Genomic DNA, 14,137 nt, shown 5'->3' with positions numbered 1-14,137 from the left:
GTCAGCCAGAGCGCGGCCGGGCAAGCGGCGCGGATCATGACGGGTCTTTCGCCGCTGCGGTGATGTCGTCAACGATAGGCTTCATATCCGGGTACTGGCTGAGGAATGCCTGCCATACGGGCTGGACCTGCTGATAGAAGTACTGGCGGTCAATCTCACGGAACGTCACGCCTTTAGCGGCAAGATTGTTGATCGCTTCCTGCTCTTTTTTACCGGCCTGCAGGCGTTCGTAATCCGTCGCCTCTTTGGCTGCCGCCAGCACATCGGCACGCAGATCCGCTGGAATTTGCTCAAAGCTCTTTTTATTCATGGCGATCATCAGCGGGTTGTAGCTATGGCGGGTCAGGGTGCCGTTTTTGACAATTTCATAATATTTGCTCGCATAAATCGTCGGGGCATCGTGCTCCACGCCGTCGATCACCCCCATCTGCAAACTGGAGTAGACTTCCCCTCCCGGCATGGGGATCGCCACCGCTCCCATGTGATTCAGGGTGGCAATGAAGTTAGGCACCGGCAAAACGCGAATTTTGAGGTTTTTTAAATCTTCCGGTTTTTCAATGACCTTTTTGGTGTAAATGTTACGGGAACCTAAGTTATAGCCATAGCCAAGCACCATGACGTTGGCCTTATCCCGCATCAGCGCCGAGAGTTTTTCCCCCGCTTTGCCATCCAGCGTACGCCCGACCTGGTCGTAATCCTTAAATAAATACCCGAGATCCAGCACGCCAATTTCCGGCACCAGCGTGGCCCAGATTGAGGTACCGGAAATCATCATGTTAATCGCGCCAATCCGGACCTGCTGGGTGGCATCCGCCTCTTTGCCCAACATCCCATTGGCGAAATAATTGAGCTTTATCTGCCCTTTCAGTTTCGCGTTGTTGTTGAGGTTTTCCTGAAAACGACTGAACCAAATATAATGCGCGGAGGAATCGTCCGCCGGCAGAGAAGAGTAAACGCGGAAATTAAGCGCCGCATGAGCCAATGCGCTCAGCGCACTCCCCGCCAGCAGGGCCGTGCTCAAACAGGCGCACGCTAAAATACGTCTGGCCGAACAAAACTGTTTCATTTTCATCATAATTATCCTTTCACGTACCGTTGAGGTGTCTGTAGCACCTTTGGGCCTCGCTAAATCGCCAGGGTCTTCACTTATAATCGGGTAGTTAACTTCTTCTGTAACGTTTTAGTGTAACGTTACAGAACGTATCCGCCTCCCCGCATAAAAGCAAGTTGCTTCCCGGGTTGATGGCCTGCGATGTGTTAATTTTGTGGCTGATATCGCGAAATGAGCGCGAGGGTTTACACCATCACAACGAGGCATCGCTGTTTAGTCACTGTTTAGCCGCCGCTGCCACGCGGCTTCGGCGTCTACACTTAACGGGTGAGGAGTGCAAGGCCAGCGCGGGCCGCCCGGGTAATCCGTGTCTACCCTCGCGCAGCGATCGCCGGTAAACGTGAAGGCTATCGCAAACGCGACTTTTCATTCTCCGCTACGCTGGAGCACTTCGTTCGCCCGTTAAACGTTCTGAAACAGGAAATGACCATGCAACTTACTGATTTAACCTTGTTCCGCCAGCAGGCATTTATCAATGGTGAGTGGCGAGACGCCATCAGCGGCGATGTCATCGCGGTGAGCAACCCGGCCAACGGCCAGCAGCTGGGATCAGTGCCGAAAATGGGCGCCGAAGAGACCCATGAGGCCATCGATGCCGCCAACCGCGCCCTTCCCGCCTGGCGTGAATTAACCGCCAAAGCGCGCGCCGCGATCCTGCGCCGCTGGTTCGATCTGATGCTGGAAAACCAGGACGATCTGGCGCGCCTGATGACCCTGGAACAGGGTAAACCGTTGGCCGAAGCGAAGGGAGAAATCAGCTATGCGGCCTCGTTCATCGAGTGGTTTGCCGAAGAGGGTAAACGCATCTATGGCGACACGATTCCCGGCCATCAGGCTGATAAACGGCTGATCGTGATTAAACAGCCCATTGGCGTCACCGCCGCGATCACCCCGTGGAATTTTCCGGCGGCGATGATCACCCGCAAGGCCGGGCCGGCATTAGCCGCTGGCTGCACCATGGTGCTGAAACCCGCCAGTCAGACGCCTTTTTCCGCGCTGGCGCTGGCCGAGCTGGCGCAGCGCGCCGGGATCCCTGACGGAGTGTTCAACGTGGTGACCGGTTCCGCCAGCGCGGTCGGGAATGAACTCACCGGCAACCCGCTGGTACGCAAACTGTCGTTTACCGGTTCAACGGAAATTGGCCGTCAGCTGATGGCGCAATGTGCCCAGGACATCAAAAAAGTGTCGCTGGAGCTGGGCGGCAACGCGCCGTTTATCGTCTTCGATGATGCCGATCTGGATAAGGCGGTGGAGGGCGCGATGGCCTCCAAGTTTCGTAACGCCGGGCAGACCTGCGTCTGCGCCAACCGCCTGTATGTGCAGGACGGCGTGTATGAACGCTTTGCCGAAAAACTTCAGCAGGCGGTGGAAAAACTGCACCTCGGCGACGGCCTGCAGGCGGGGGTGACGACCGGGCCGTTGATCGATGAGAAAGCGGTTGCCAAGGTACAAGAACACATCGCCGATGCCATCGGTAAAGGCGCGAGGGTGATAACCGGCGGGAAAGCGCATCAGCTGGGCGGTAATTTCTTCCAGCCAACCATTCTGGTCGATGTTCCCGCTGATGCGAAAGTCGCGAAAGAAGAGACCTTCGGTCCGCTGGCACCCCTGTTCCGTTTCAAAGACGAAGCGGATGTTATCCAGCAGGCCAACGATACCGAATTCGGTCTGGCCGCCTATTTCTATGCCCGCGATTTGAGCCGCGTCTTCCGCGTCGGTGAAGCGCTGGAGTACGGCATCGTCGGTATCAACACCGGACTCATTTCCAACGAAGTCGCGCCGTTTGGCGGGGTGAAAGCTTCCGGTCTCGGGCGCGAAGGTTCGAAGTACGGCATCGAAGATTACTTGGAAATTAAATACATGTGTATTGGTCTGTAAGCACATCGGCCGGGGCAGCGTCGATCATGGCGCCGGGGCTTCCCGGCCGCCGGCCGCCGGCGCGCCCTCTGCGCCTTCACCGCGCAGCACGTCGCGAAAATGGGTCACCAGCGGGCGTCGGTTAGCTTTATGCCACGCCGCCCACAGCTGCGTGGAGTAGCCCATCCACGGAATTTCACGCAGCGCGACGCCTTCCGGCGCATTATGCCGCAGGCTGTTTTGGATTAGCGCCAGGCCGAGACCCGCCGCCACCAGCCCAAGCGCGGTTAACGGCTCTCCCGCTTCCAGGCGAATATCCGGGTTAAAGCCCGCTCTGACGCAGGCGGCCACAAAATCATCGCGCGAATGCGCATCATCGTTATGGATCACCGCAATCCACTGCTGATCGGCCAGTTGCTCCGGCAACACGTTTTTCGCCTGCGCTAACGGATGGCTTTGCGGCAGCGCCAGCAGCATGCGGTCATCCAGCACCTGAATATATTCCAGATCCTGCTCGCCTTCCGACGGCGGCATATCCACCAGCGAAAAATCCAGGCTGCGCTGGCGTAAACCTTCAATCTGCGTGGCGGGAGGCTGGCTATAGAGCGCGATATGTACATCCGGGCGCGAAATACGCAGCGTGCGCAACGCAGTAGAGAGCACACCGGAGTGCATGGCATTTTCGATATAGCCAATACACAGCCCGCCGTCTTCGCCCCGCCCTAACCGCTTGCCCAGCGACTCCAGGCGGCTGGCGTGGGTCAGTAGCGAGCGCGTTTCCGCCAGAAAGGTTTGCCCGTCAGCCGTCAGGCGGATGCGCTGCTGGTTACGCTCGAACAACATCAGGCCCAGGCGCTCCTCAAGCTGGGCAATCTGGCGGCTCAGCGGCGACTGCGAAATATGCAGACGCTCGGCGGCGCGGCCCACGTGCTCTTCTTCGGCAACCACTACAAAGTATTTCAACTGGCGTAAATCAATCATATTAGACCTCGAAGGACTTAAGTCAGGCGAATTATGTCCTATCAAGTCACAACATCGCAAGTTATTGTGATCCTCGTCACAGGGATGAAGCATAAATCCCCTGAATGAACCCCTCCCATAGCGGGAAAAAATATTGAGGACATCTTAATGAGCATTAGACATATTCTTCCAGGCAACATCGGTTTAGGCGGCGCACCGCTGGGCAACATGTACCGCGCCATTCCCGAAGAAGAGGCCCATGCCACCGTTAGCGAAGCCTGGAAACTGGGTATTCGCTACTTCGATACCGCGCCGCTGTATGGCTCCGGTCTTTCCGAAATCCGTATGGGCGAGGCGCTTTCTCAGTATCCGCGCGATGAATTCGTTCTGAGCAGCAAAGTCGGCCGCATTATGCTGGATGAACTGGAAGATCCGGCAACCCGCGACTTCGGTGAGAAAGGCGGTCTGTTCGAGCATGGGCGGAAAAATAAAATTCTCAACGACTACTCCGCCGACGCCACCCTGCGTTCGATCGAAGATAGCTTAACGCGTCTGAAAACCGACCATCTGGATATCGTCTGGATCCACGATCCGGCGCAGGATTTCTACGGCGATAGCTGGCTGGAGCAGTTCAATATTGCCCGCACCGGCGCCTTCCGCGCCCTGACCCGCCTGCGTGACGAAGGGGTGATTAAAGCCTGGGGCCTCGGCGTGAACCGCGTGGAGCCATGCGAACTGACGCTCGCGCTCGACGAACCCAAGCCAGACGCATTCCTGCTGGCTGGCCGCTACTCCCTGCTGGATCACAAGCGCGCGCTGCAGCGCCTGATGCCGGAAGCGCTGGAACAGAATGTCGATATCGTCGTCGGCGGCCCCTATAGCTCCGGCGTCCTGGCGGGGGGCGACCACTTCGAATACCAGCTGGCATCGCCGGCGATTCGCCAGCAGGTTGCGCAGATCCAGGCGCTTGCCGCCCGCTTCCAGGTTGATGTGAAGGCCGCTGCGCTGCAGTTCGCGCTGGCTAACCCGGCGGTTGCCGCGGTGATCCCGGGCTCCAGCCGTCCTGGCCGTATGGCGGAAGATCTGGCTGCGCTGCAGGTCGCTATCCCGGCAGAATTCTGGGACGAAATGCGCCGGCAGAATCTGGTTGCCAGCAACGCACCGCTGCCGACACGTTAATTTTTGCGGGGCCGAAAGGCCCCTTCCAGAAGATGGGAAATAGCATGAAACTGGATCTTTCCAATAAAGTCGCGGTGGTCAGCGGTTCCACATCCGGTATCGGTCTTGGCATCGCCAAAGGGCTGGCGCAGGCGGGGGCCAACGTCATTATCGTTGGTCGCCAGCAGAGCAGCGTCGATAGCGCGATGGCCGCAGTGACCAGCGAGCTGCCGGCCGCGCTGCTGCGCGGCGTCGTCGCCGATCTCAGCACCGAGCAGGGCGTTGCCACACTGTGCGCGGCGCAGCCACGGGCCGATATCGTCATCAACAACCTCGGCATCTTCAACGATAAGGACTTCTTTAGCGTTCCCGACGCGGAGTGGATGCACTTTTATAACGTCAACGTGCTGTCCGGCGTACGGCTGTCGCGCCACTACGCCGGGGGAATGGTCGAACAGGGCTGGGGACGCATTATTTTTGTCTCGTCGGAGTCCGGCGTGGCGATCCCTGCCGACATGATTAATTACGGCGTGACCAAAAGCGCCAATCTGGCGGTGTCGCACGGCCTGGCAAAACGCCTGGCAGGTACCGGCGTGACGGTGAATGCCATTTTACCCGGCCCGACCTTTACCGAAGGCTTGCAGACGATGCTGGCGGATGCCGCCGCGCAGTCGGGCCGTAGCCCGCGCCAACAAGCCGATGAGTTCGTTAAAACCGCGCGTCCGAGTTCCATCATCCAGCGCGCCGCGGATGTCGAAGAGGTGGCGAATCTCGCGGTTTATCTCGCATCACCGCTTTCTTCCGCGACCACCGGCGCCGCCCTGCGCGTCGACGGCGGTGTCGTCGACACTCTGGCAATGTAAATCTAATCAACTGAAATTAAGAGAGAAAATAATGGCTACGACCACTGTATCGATTGAAATCCCGGCCTCTGCCGACAGCGTATGGCAGCTGATGGGCGGCTTTGACACCCTCCCTGACTGGCTGCCGTTTATCCCGCAAAGCGTTATCACAGAAGGTGGACGTGTACGCACCCTGACCACCGCCGACGGCGGTACCGTTATCGAGCGCCTGGAAGCCTTCGATAACCGGCAGCGCAGCTATAGCTATTCGATTATTCAGGCGCCGTTCCCGGTTGCCGATTATCTGGCGACGATCTCGGTTCACGCCACCGCCGATCGCGATATCAGCCGCGTGGAATGGAGTGGAAGCTTTACGCCGGTCGGCGTCAGCGAAACAGAAGCCGAAGCGCTGTTCTTCACCATTTATCATGACGGCCTGCAGGCGCTGAAAAACAACTTTTCCGCCTGAGCGCATGATGCCATCCGGGGTGCGTCGGCCTCTCCGCCGCCCCCTTCTTTATGAACAAAAGTAGAAAAGTATATTGTCCGTCGCTTTCTTTTTCCGCCGGCGGCTGCGCTTTACTATTTACGACATCAGGCAGTTCCACCGTAAAGGAGTGCCTTACATCACCAATGACAGGATAATGAACATGAAAACGATGACCGCTTTTCTTGCCGCAAGCGTACTTTCCCTGCTCGCCTTTGGCGCTTCCGCGCAGACCGTGACGGCCACAGGCAATACTCTGGATTCCGCAGAAGCGGCAATTGCCAAAAAAGCGAAAGAGCTGAATGCCACCGAGTATAAAATCACCAGCGCCCGGATGGGGAATAAAGTGATGATGAGCGCAGAGCTCGATAAATAAGCTGGCCGTATCCGCGGCCCGTCTTAACAATGTTGCCGTCGCAAGCAGCCAACATTGTCACGACGTGGTCTGGCAAAAAGCGCTCTCAGGGGAAGCGGTTTTTCTTCCCCTGACCCGTTCACCGGATGTTGCCATCACCGCCGCCGATGAACGACATATCGCCCGGCAGGGGTAACCGGACGGATAGGGCAGATATCAGGCCCGCAGCCTGATGGGTTCACTAAAGTCGTCGGCGGGTTCCAGCTTCAGGCTGAATGTCGCCAGCAGCGCGTTAGCTCGTTCGCGGAAATCACGCAGCGTTTTTTCCAGTTTCTCGCTCACTTCAGGGTCGTCGATAGCGACCGGTCGCCAGACCCCTTCTTTATCGAACAAACCAAACTGATAGCTGTAAGTAAAGCGTGATTCCTGCGCTTCCATCTCCATCCACCATCCCCAGAACTCCCGTTTTTCCGGCGCCGGTTTGACATTGACGCAGACTGCCAGGCAATCGAAAAAGAAGCGGTTGTCTTCACACTGCTCTTCGCGAATATAGGGGCCAAGAGCCGTGAATTTCTTAATCAGCTTACTCTTCAGGTGTCCACTCGGTAACGTCATTGCGATCTCCTTTAGTGATGCAACTGTTTTACCAAATCAATAAAATTTAGCAATATATTAACTAAATCTATGGTTGATCCAGCGGGCAATCTGTCGCAATGCGTGATCGAAATTGCGATAAATGGGCTTAAATGGGATCTCCAGCAGTTTGCCATCGGCAGATGACGAGGTGATTAAACGAGACTCCTCTTCCGGGCTGAAAGGATCGTTTTTCCAGAAGCCGGATAGCATCGGCGTCGGGCAGCGGCGCCCCAGAAGCCCCTGGGTTTTTAATGAATAGCGGTTCAGTTCGACGCGCAGCGCCTCGTCGGAAGCATCATGCATCCCCAGGCGCGACGCCAGAACGTCGAGATACATTTCCGGAACCCGGCCCTGATGCAGCGGATCCACCAGCAGGTTGTGCACCACCGGACCGAGACAGGCCACCGCTTTTAAACGCTGTGGCTCCAGATAGCCCAGACGCACGGCGATATTGGCGCCAAAACGGAAACCAAAGGTCGCCACCCGGGTATGATCGACCCACGGGACGTTCGGTAAATGCCTCAGCACATGTTGATGCAGCTGGCTGGTTTCCTGGGTTAGCTTCCATTTCGACGAGAGGCCGATCGAGGGCATATCCAGAGTCAACATGGCGATCCCCAGCGGCGCGAAGTAGTTCTCATACAGGCTGTAGTTGTCCGTCTGCAGCGCATCCAGGCCGCCGCACATCAGCACCACCGGGAACGGGCCTTCACCTTTCGGCATATGTAAAAAACCGGTCACCGGCGCGCCGCCGGGAATCGGGAACTCCAGCTCGCGCAGTTCGCCCGGCAGGCGTCGGGCCGCCTCTTCATACGCGCGATAGGCCAGCACCTGCGCCTGTTCGGCCAGCTCATCACCTTTAATATGCGGGTAGGCAGCAATACTGTAGAGGTTCGACGCCCGCAGCCAGTGACGACCGCTCGCTATCGGATCGTCTTCCTGGCCGGCCTTCTGCTGCCAGGCCATCGCCTGCTTAGACCATTCAAAAATCCAGTTGCCGCCGCGATACCCCACCACGGTGTCGTAAAGTTCCGGATCCGTACGCTCCGCATCGCTCATGACAATGCGTGCCTGCACGTCAAGGATCTCCTGCGGCGACACGCCGCGCCAGGCCCACATCAGACGATTGATCAAGCGATACCAGTGGTCGACGTTGCTACCGTCGAGCGCAGAGTGGATCGGCTGTGGCGCACCGGAGGCAAACCGGCGCACCAGCGTCGAGGTTTCGGGATGTTTGAATCGAGGTTTAAACAGCGTTTCGCTAAGGTTAGCCTGGGACATGTGCAGCCTCCATCATGTTGCCACTCAGGCTATTGTAACCTGCATACGGGTAAAAAAAACCACGCCCGGCATAACCGGGCGTGGTAAATAGCACTGACCTTATCAATTAACGACCTGAGATCGGCGGTACGAACACCACGCCCATATCCCACGGTTGTTCAATCCAGGTATCCTGAGGAATATCAACAACATAATCATCAACCAGCGGACGACCCGCCGGTTTAGCGAAAATGGTGACAAAATGTGCTTTTGGGTACATTTCGCGAATAGCGACGGCGGTACCGCCGGTGTCGACCAGGTCATCGATCACGATGAAGCCTTCACCATCACCTTCAGCACGTTTCAGGACGGTCAGCTCGCGCTGGTTGTCATGGTCGTAGCTGGAGATGCAAACGGTATCAACATGACGAATACCCAGTTCACGCGCCAGCAATGCGCCCGGCACCAGACCGCCGCGGCTCACGGCAATAATGCCTTTCCATTGTTCAGAAGGCATCAGACGATTGGCCAGTTTGCGGGCGTGAATCTGCAACATGTCCCAGGTGACGACGTATTTTTCGCTCATGTGAAGTGTCCCAGCCTGTGTTATACGGCTTAAATGATGTTCGAGGGGGAAAATGGTTGCGCGAGATTATAGAGATCTGACGCGCTAAAAACCAGTGTTAAGCGGCCATAGCGACGCTTTTTGCGTTGTTTACACTACCAGTCCGCGTGGAAAGTGGTATTCTCAACCCCACTGCGCAAGCCTGCGCTTGTGGTACTTTTTATTGCTAACCCTCGACCTGTAAAAGACTTTTGCAGGCGATCGTAAGGAGACTCATCGTGTCTGAATTGTCTCAATTATCCCCGCAACCGCTATGGGATATTTTTGCCAAAATCTGCTCCATTCCCCATCCGTCCTATCACGAAGAACAACTCGCTGAACACATCATGGGCTGGGCAAAAGAAAAAGGGTTACACGCAGAACGCGACCAGGTTGGCAACATTCTGATTCGTAAGGCGGCCACTGCCGGTATGGAAAACCGTAAACCGGTTGTTCTGCAGGCGCACCTCGACATGGTTCCGCAGAAAAACAACGATACCGTGCATGACTTTACCAAAGATCCGATCCAGCCATACATCGACGGCGAGTGGGTCAAAGCGCGCGGTACCACCCTCGGTGCGGATAACGGCATCGGTATGGCTTCCGCACTGGCGGTGCTGGCCGATGACAGCGTGGTTCACGGTCCGCTGGAAGTGCTGCTGACCATGACCGAAGAAGCCGGTATGGACGGCGCATTTGGCCTGCAGGCGAACTGGCTGCAGGCCGATATCCTGATTAATACCGACTCTGAAGAAGAGGGCGAAATCTATATGGGTTGCGCCGGCGGTATCGACTTTACCTCAAACCTCGCCCTGAGCCGTGAAGCGCTCCCGGCGGATTTCCAGAGCTTTAAGCTGACCTTAAAAGGGCTGAAAGGCGGCCACTCCGGTGGTGAAATCCACGTGGGTCTGGGCAACGCCAACAAGCTGCTGGCCCGTTTGCTGGCAGATTATGCCCAGGAGCTGGATCTGCGTCTGGTGGATTTCAACGGCGGCACCCTGCGCAACGCGATTCCGCGTGAAGCGTTCGCCACCATCGCCGTCGCGGCTGATAAAGTCGATGCGCTGAAAGCGCGGGTCAATGCCTTCCAGGAAATTCTGAAAAACGAACTGGCGGCAAAAGAGAAGAACCTGGTGCTGCTGCTGGATGCCGCCGCCAATGACAAAGCGGCGCTGACGGCGCAATCCCGCGACAGCTTCGTGCGTCTGCTGAACGCCACGCCAAACGGCGTGATCCGCAACTCTGACGTGGCCAAAGGGGTGGTTGAAACCTCCCTGAACGTTGGCGTCGTCACCATGACCGATGACAATGTCCAGATTCACTGCCTGATCCGTTCGCTGATCGACAGCGGTAAAGACTATGTTGTTAGCATGCTGGATTCACTGGGTAAACTGGCGGGCGCGAAAACCGAAGCCAAAGGCGCATACCCCGGCTGGCAGCCGGATGCGAACTCACCGGTGATGCATCTGGTGCGTGAAACCTACCAGCGTCTGTTCAACAAGACGCCGAATATCCAGATCATTCACGCCGGTCTGGAGTGCGGCCTGTTCAAGAAACCGTATCCGAATATGGATATGGTCTCCATCGGGCCAACCATTACCGGCCCGCACTCCCCGGATGAGCAGGTGCATATCGAGAGCGTTGGCCAGTACTGGACGCTGCTGACTGAACTGCTGAAAGCTATTCCGGCGAAGTAAGCTCCTGCCAGAAAAGAGAGCCCGGGTGGCGGCGCGTTGCGCCTTATCCGGGCCCTCTCACCTTCGCCATCAGATAATTGATAAACCTCTCGCCACGGGCTTCCACCTGCTGTTCTTCCACCACCCTGAAACCATGACGCTCAAAGCACGGTTTCGCCGTGATACTGGCCTCAACCGTTAGCGTCCTCTGCGGTATCTGCACAAACAGTTCCCTGAGCAGCGCGCTGGCCACGCCACGACGGCCGTAGTCCGGCGCGACAAACAGTAAGTCGATATGGCAGCCCACGGCGGTAATAAACCCAACGACCTGCTGGTCAAGCACCGCCACTCCTATCCAGGAGTGCTGTATTTTTTGCCGCCAGCGCGCCTCATCGACCTGCGCCCAGGCGGCAATTTGCGCCGGAGAATAATCGTGGCAGGCGGTCTCCCGGACCGCGCGTAGAAAAATGGTGACCAGGGCAGAAAAGTCGTCTGCCCGGTATGGCCTGATAATCGGCATCGTCATAATCCCAGTACCAGCTGCCGCTCCAGCTGGGGATCGAGCAACGTCACATGTAGCCCCACCAGCCGCACGCCGCGGCCGCCCCGCCGTTCATGCCAGGCTTTGCAGGCAGTGGCGAGCAAATCATCTTTATTCAGCCGCGGCCAGACGTGTTCCTGAGTGGTCTGCTGAAAATCATTGAATTTCAGTTTTACGCCCTGGCGGGCAATCAGCAGATCCGGCTTGACCTTCACCAGCCGTCTCTCCAGCTCCTGATACAGGTTCTCGATAATCGCCTCACACTCGGCCCATTCGTGGATATCCGCCACCAGCGTACGCTCGACGCCAAGTGATTTACGCTGCCGCGTATTGTTGATTTCCCGCTCATCGATCCCCTGACTGCGCTCCCATAAGATCCGGCCAAATTTACCAAAGCGGCGGAGCAGCATCGCCAGATCGCTTTTCTGCACATCCTCGCAGGTACGCAATCCCATATTTTCCAGTTTTGCGGCAGAAACTTTGCCCACGCCGGGGATCTTTGCCAGCGGCAGCGTTTTCACAAATTCCGCCACCTGGTGCGGCGCAATCACAAACTGGCCGTTGGGTTTATTCATATCGGAGGCAATTTTCGCCAGAAACTTTACCGGGGCGATACCGGCAGAGGCGGTCAGTTGAAGTTCGTCATAGATCGTCTGGCGGATCTCTTCCGCCATCAGCGTGGCTGAACCTTGACAGTGTACGCTGTCGCTGACGTCAAGAAACGCCTCATCCAGCGACAGCGGTTCAATCAGCGAGGTATAGCGCGAGAAAATTTCCCGGATATGGGACGACGCCTCTTTATAGGCGTCAAAGCGCCCGGGAAGCAGCGTCAGATGCGGACAAAGTTTAAGCGCCATCGCGGTTGGCATCGCGCTGCGCACGCCAAACTGACGCGCCGGATAGTTGGCGGTGCTGATCACGCCTCGCTGCACCCGGCTACCGCCGATGGCGATGGGGATATCCCGCAGCGCCGGATTGTCACGCATCTCGACCGCCGCGAAGAAGCAGTCCATATCGACATGGATGATTTTACGCATAGTTAGCCCTCACCTACCACTGGACAAGTATACAGCACAACTCTGTCAGATGAGAAGAGAGCGACCCCGGCTCGGCGTAGGGTCCTTTTTTGTTACGTGGAAAATAAGAGGGGACAGGAGATATCGCCCGGCGCCGCTGCGCTCGACCGGGCGACAGAAGGAGGCGTAATCAGAGGATCCGCCTCTGCTGGCGCTGCGCTTCGCGGGCCATGCGTTTTTTCCGCGCATCGCACGGCTCAGGACAATCACAGATCTTTTCCAGCCCGAGCGCGGCAATCCCGCCGCAGCTGCCCTGGATGCTTTTGCGTCTAACCAGATACCCCAGAGACATGCCCAGGATCACCAGCGCGAAAATAACAAAGGTTGCCACGAACACCGTCAACATCATCAACCTCCAAAGTCATCCAGCATGATGTTTTCATCCTCGACGCCGAGCTCTTTCAGCATCTTAATAACTGCCGCGTTCATCACCGGCGGCCCGCACATATAAAACTCGCAGTCCTCCGGCGCCGGGTGATCGCGCAGATAGTTCTCATACAACACGTTGTGAATGAAGCCGGTGTGACCGGTCCAGCCATCTTCCGGCTGCGGATCGGAAAGCGCCACGTGGAAGGTAAAGTTCGGATTTTCACGGGCCAACTGGGCAAACTCATCGTCGTAGAACATTTCGCGCAGCGAACGCGCGCCGTACCAGAAGCTGATTTTACGCGTGCTGTGCAGGCGCTTGAGCTGATCGAAAATATGCGAACGCATCGGCGCCATACCGGCTCCGCCGCCGATAAAGACCATTTCCGCTTCGGTATCTTTGGCAAAGAACTCGCCGAACGGCCCGGAAATCGTCACCTTATCGCCGGCTTTCAGCGACCAGATATACGAGGACATGATCCCCGGCGGGGCGTCCGGCACTTGCGACGGCGGCGTGGCGATACGCACGTTGAGCATAATGATGCCCTTCTCATCCGGGTAGTTAGCCATCGAGTAGGCACGCAGCGTTGGCTCTTTAACCTCGGAAACATAGCGGAAGAGGTTAAATTTATCCCAGTCCGCGCGATACTCGTCCGGCACGTCGAAGTCAGCATACACCACCTTGTGCGACGGACACTCGATCTGGATATAGCCCCCGGCGCGGAACGGTACGGCTTCGCCGTCCGGCACACGCAGCTTCAGTTCTTTAATGAACGTCGCTTTGTTATCATTGGAGATAACCTCGCACTGCCATTTTTTCACGCCGAAGATCTCTTCCGGCAGTTCGATCTTCATGTTTTGCTTCACCGCGACCTGACAGGCCAGCCGGCAGCCCTCTTTCGCCTCACGTTTGGTAATATGGGAAAGTTCGGTCGGCAGGATATCGCCGCCGCCCTCTTTCACCATCACCCGACACTGGCCGCAGGAACCGCCGCCGCCGCAGGCGGAGGAGACAAAGATCCCGTTGCTGGATAGCGTATTCAGCAACTTATCGCCCGCTGGCGTGTGGATCTGTTTATCCGCCTCGTTATTGATTTCAATGACCACGTCACCGGCGTTGACCAGCTTCGAGCGCGCCGCCAGGATCAACCCTGACAGTACCAGCACGATCAGCGTGAACATGACGACGCCAAGAATAATTTCCATAC

Annotated in this window: 15 protein-coding genes; 6 read left to right on the top strand and 9 right to left on the bottom strand. The window is 57.1% G+C overall.

Annotated features, from left to right (window positions below):
* Positions 1-34: 34 nt before the first annotated feature.
* Positions 35-1,075 (bottom strand): TRAP transporter substrate-binding protein, encoded by a 1,041-nt coding sequence (locus EDF73_RS08315; RefSeq protein WP_132728219.1) that lies wholly within the window; start codon positions 1,073-1,075, stop codon positions 35-37.
* Between the two features lie 465 nt (positions 1,076-1,540).
* On the opposite strand from EDF73_RS08315, the gene gabD reads away from it, so the two are divergent.
* Positions 1,541-2,989 carry an NADP-dependent succinate-semialdehyde dehydrogenase gene (gene gabD, locus EDF73_RS08310; protein WP_132728217.1) on the top strand — a complete coding sequence of 483 codons (1,449 nt, stop codon included), beginning with the start codon at positions 1,541-1,543 and terminating at the stop codon, positions 2,987-2,989.
* 24 nt (positions 2,990-3,013) lie between these two features.
* On the opposite strand, the gene EDF73_RS08305 is transcribed toward gabD, so the two are convergent.
* On the bottom strand, positions 3,014-3,949 hold the full coding sequence (locus EDF73_RS08305) for a LysR substrate-binding domain-containing protein (protein ID WP_132728215.1): 936 nt from the start codon (positions 3,947-3,949) through the stop codon (positions 3,014-3,016).
* Positions 3,950-4,096: 147 nt separating this feature from the next.
* On the opposite strand from EDF73_RS08305, the gene EDF73_RS08300 reads away from it, so the two are divergent.
* The 4 genes from EDF73_RS08300 to EDF73_RS08285 all read left to right on the top strand — a co-directional run bounded on the left by EDF73_RS08300 (position 4,097) and on the right by EDF73_RS08285 (position 6,791).
* Entirely contained in the window at positions 4,097-5,107 is a 1,011-nt protein-coding gene (locus EDF73_RS08300; protein ID WP_132728213.1) for an aldo/keto reductase, read from the top strand.
* A gap of 44 nt (positions 5,108-5,151) precedes the next feature.
* Complete coding sequence (locus tag EDF73_RS08295; protein WP_132728211.1) at positions 5,152-5,949, top strand: SDR family oxidoreductase; 798 nt, start codon at positions 5,152-5,154, stop codon at positions 5,947-5,949.
* Positions 5,950-5,980: 31 nt separating this feature from the next.
* Positions 5,981-6,397, top strand: a complete 417-nt coding sequence (locus tag EDF73_RS08290) for an SRPBCC family protein (RefSeq protein WP_132728209.1) — start codon at positions 5,981-5,983, stop codon at positions 6,395-6,397.
* Between the two features lie 181 nt (positions 6,398-6,578).
* The gene (locus EDF73_RS08285) at positions 6,579-6,791 is read left to right on the top strand and encodes a YdgH/BhsA/McbA-like domain containing protein (RefSeq protein WP_132728207.1); all 213 of its coding nucleotides are present in this window, start codon (positions 6,579-6,581) and stop codon (positions 6,789-6,791) included.
* Positions 6,792-6,986: 195 nt separating this feature from the next.
* Here the strand turns inward: EDF73_RS08285 and crl are convergent, their stop codons facing one another.
* The 3 genes from crl to gpt all read right to left on the bottom strand — a co-directional run bounded on the left by crl (position 6,987) and on the right by gpt (position 9,252).
* Positions 6,987-7,385 carry a sigma factor-binding protein Crl gene (gene crl / locus EDF73_RS08280; RefSeq protein WP_132728205.1) on the bottom strand — a complete coding sequence of 133 codons (399 nt, stop codon included), beginning with the start codon at positions 7,383-7,385 and terminating at the stop codon, positions 6,987-6,989.
* A 57-nt stretch (positions 7,386-7,442) separates the two neighbouring features.
* Positions 7,443-8,687, bottom strand: coding sequence for an esterase FrsA (gene frsA / locus EDF73_RS08275; RefSeq protein ID WP_132728203.1), 1,245 nt, complete (start codon positions 8,685-8,687; stop codon positions 7,443-7,445).
* A gap of 106 nt (positions 8,688-8,793) precedes the next feature.
* A complete protein-coding gene (gene gpt, locus EDF73_RS08270; protein ID WP_004858267.1) occupies positions 8,794-9,252 on the bottom strand; it encodes a xanthine phosphoribosyltransferase in 459 nt (152 codons plus the stop codon).
* A gap of 257 nt (positions 9,253-9,509) precedes the next feature.
* On the opposite strand from gpt, the gene pepD reads away from it, so the two are divergent.
* Complete coding sequence (pepD, locus tag EDF73_RS08265) at positions 9,510-10,967, top strand: cytosol nonspecific dipeptidase (protein WP_132728201.1); 1,458 nt, start codon at positions 9,510-9,512, stop codon at positions 10,965-10,967.
* Between the two features lie 43 nt (positions 10,968-11,010).
* Here the strand turns inward: pepD and EDF73_RS08260 are convergent, their stop codons facing one another.
* The 4 genes from EDF73_RS08260 to nqrF all read right to left on the bottom strand — a co-directional run bounded on the left by EDF73_RS08260 (position 11,011) and on the right by nqrF (position 14,135).
* Positions 11,011-11,466, bottom strand: coding sequence for a GNAT family N-acetyltransferase (locus EDF73_RS08260; RefSeq protein WP_132728990.1), 456 nt, complete (start codon positions 11,464-11,466; stop codon positions 11,011-11,013).
* 2 nt (positions 11,467-11,468) lie between these two features.
* Positions 11,469-12,524, bottom strand: coding sequence for a DNA polymerase IV (gene dinB, locus EDF73_RS08255; protein ID WP_132728199.1), 1,056 nt, complete (start codon positions 12,522-12,524; stop codon positions 11,469-11,471).
* A gap of 169 nt (positions 12,525-12,693) precedes the next feature.
* Positions 12,694-12,909: a (Na+)-NQR maturation NqrM gene (gene nqrM, locus EDF73_RS08250; RefSeq protein ID WP_165905690.1), complete on the bottom strand. Its 216-nt coding sequence runs from the start codon at positions 12,907-12,909 to the stop codon at positions 12,694-12,696.
* A gap of 2 nt (positions 12,910-12,911) precedes the next feature.
* Positions 12,912-14,135, bottom strand: coding sequence for an NADH:ubiquinone reductase (Na(+)-transporting) subunit F (gene nqrF, locus EDF73_RS08245; protein ID WP_132728195.1), 1,224 nt, complete (start codon positions 14,133-14,135; stop codon positions 12,912-12,914).
* Positions 14,136-14,137: the final 2 nt, after the last annotated feature.

The sequence above is a fragment of the Klebsiella sp. BIGb0138 genome (assembly GCF_004342285.1).
Lineage (GTDB): Bacteria > Pseudomonadota > Gammaproteobacteria > Enterobacterales > Enterobacteriaceae > Klebsiella.
The sequence above is the reverse complement of the archived record's forward strand: the minus strand, read 5'-3'. Positions and strand labels throughout refer to the sequence as shown.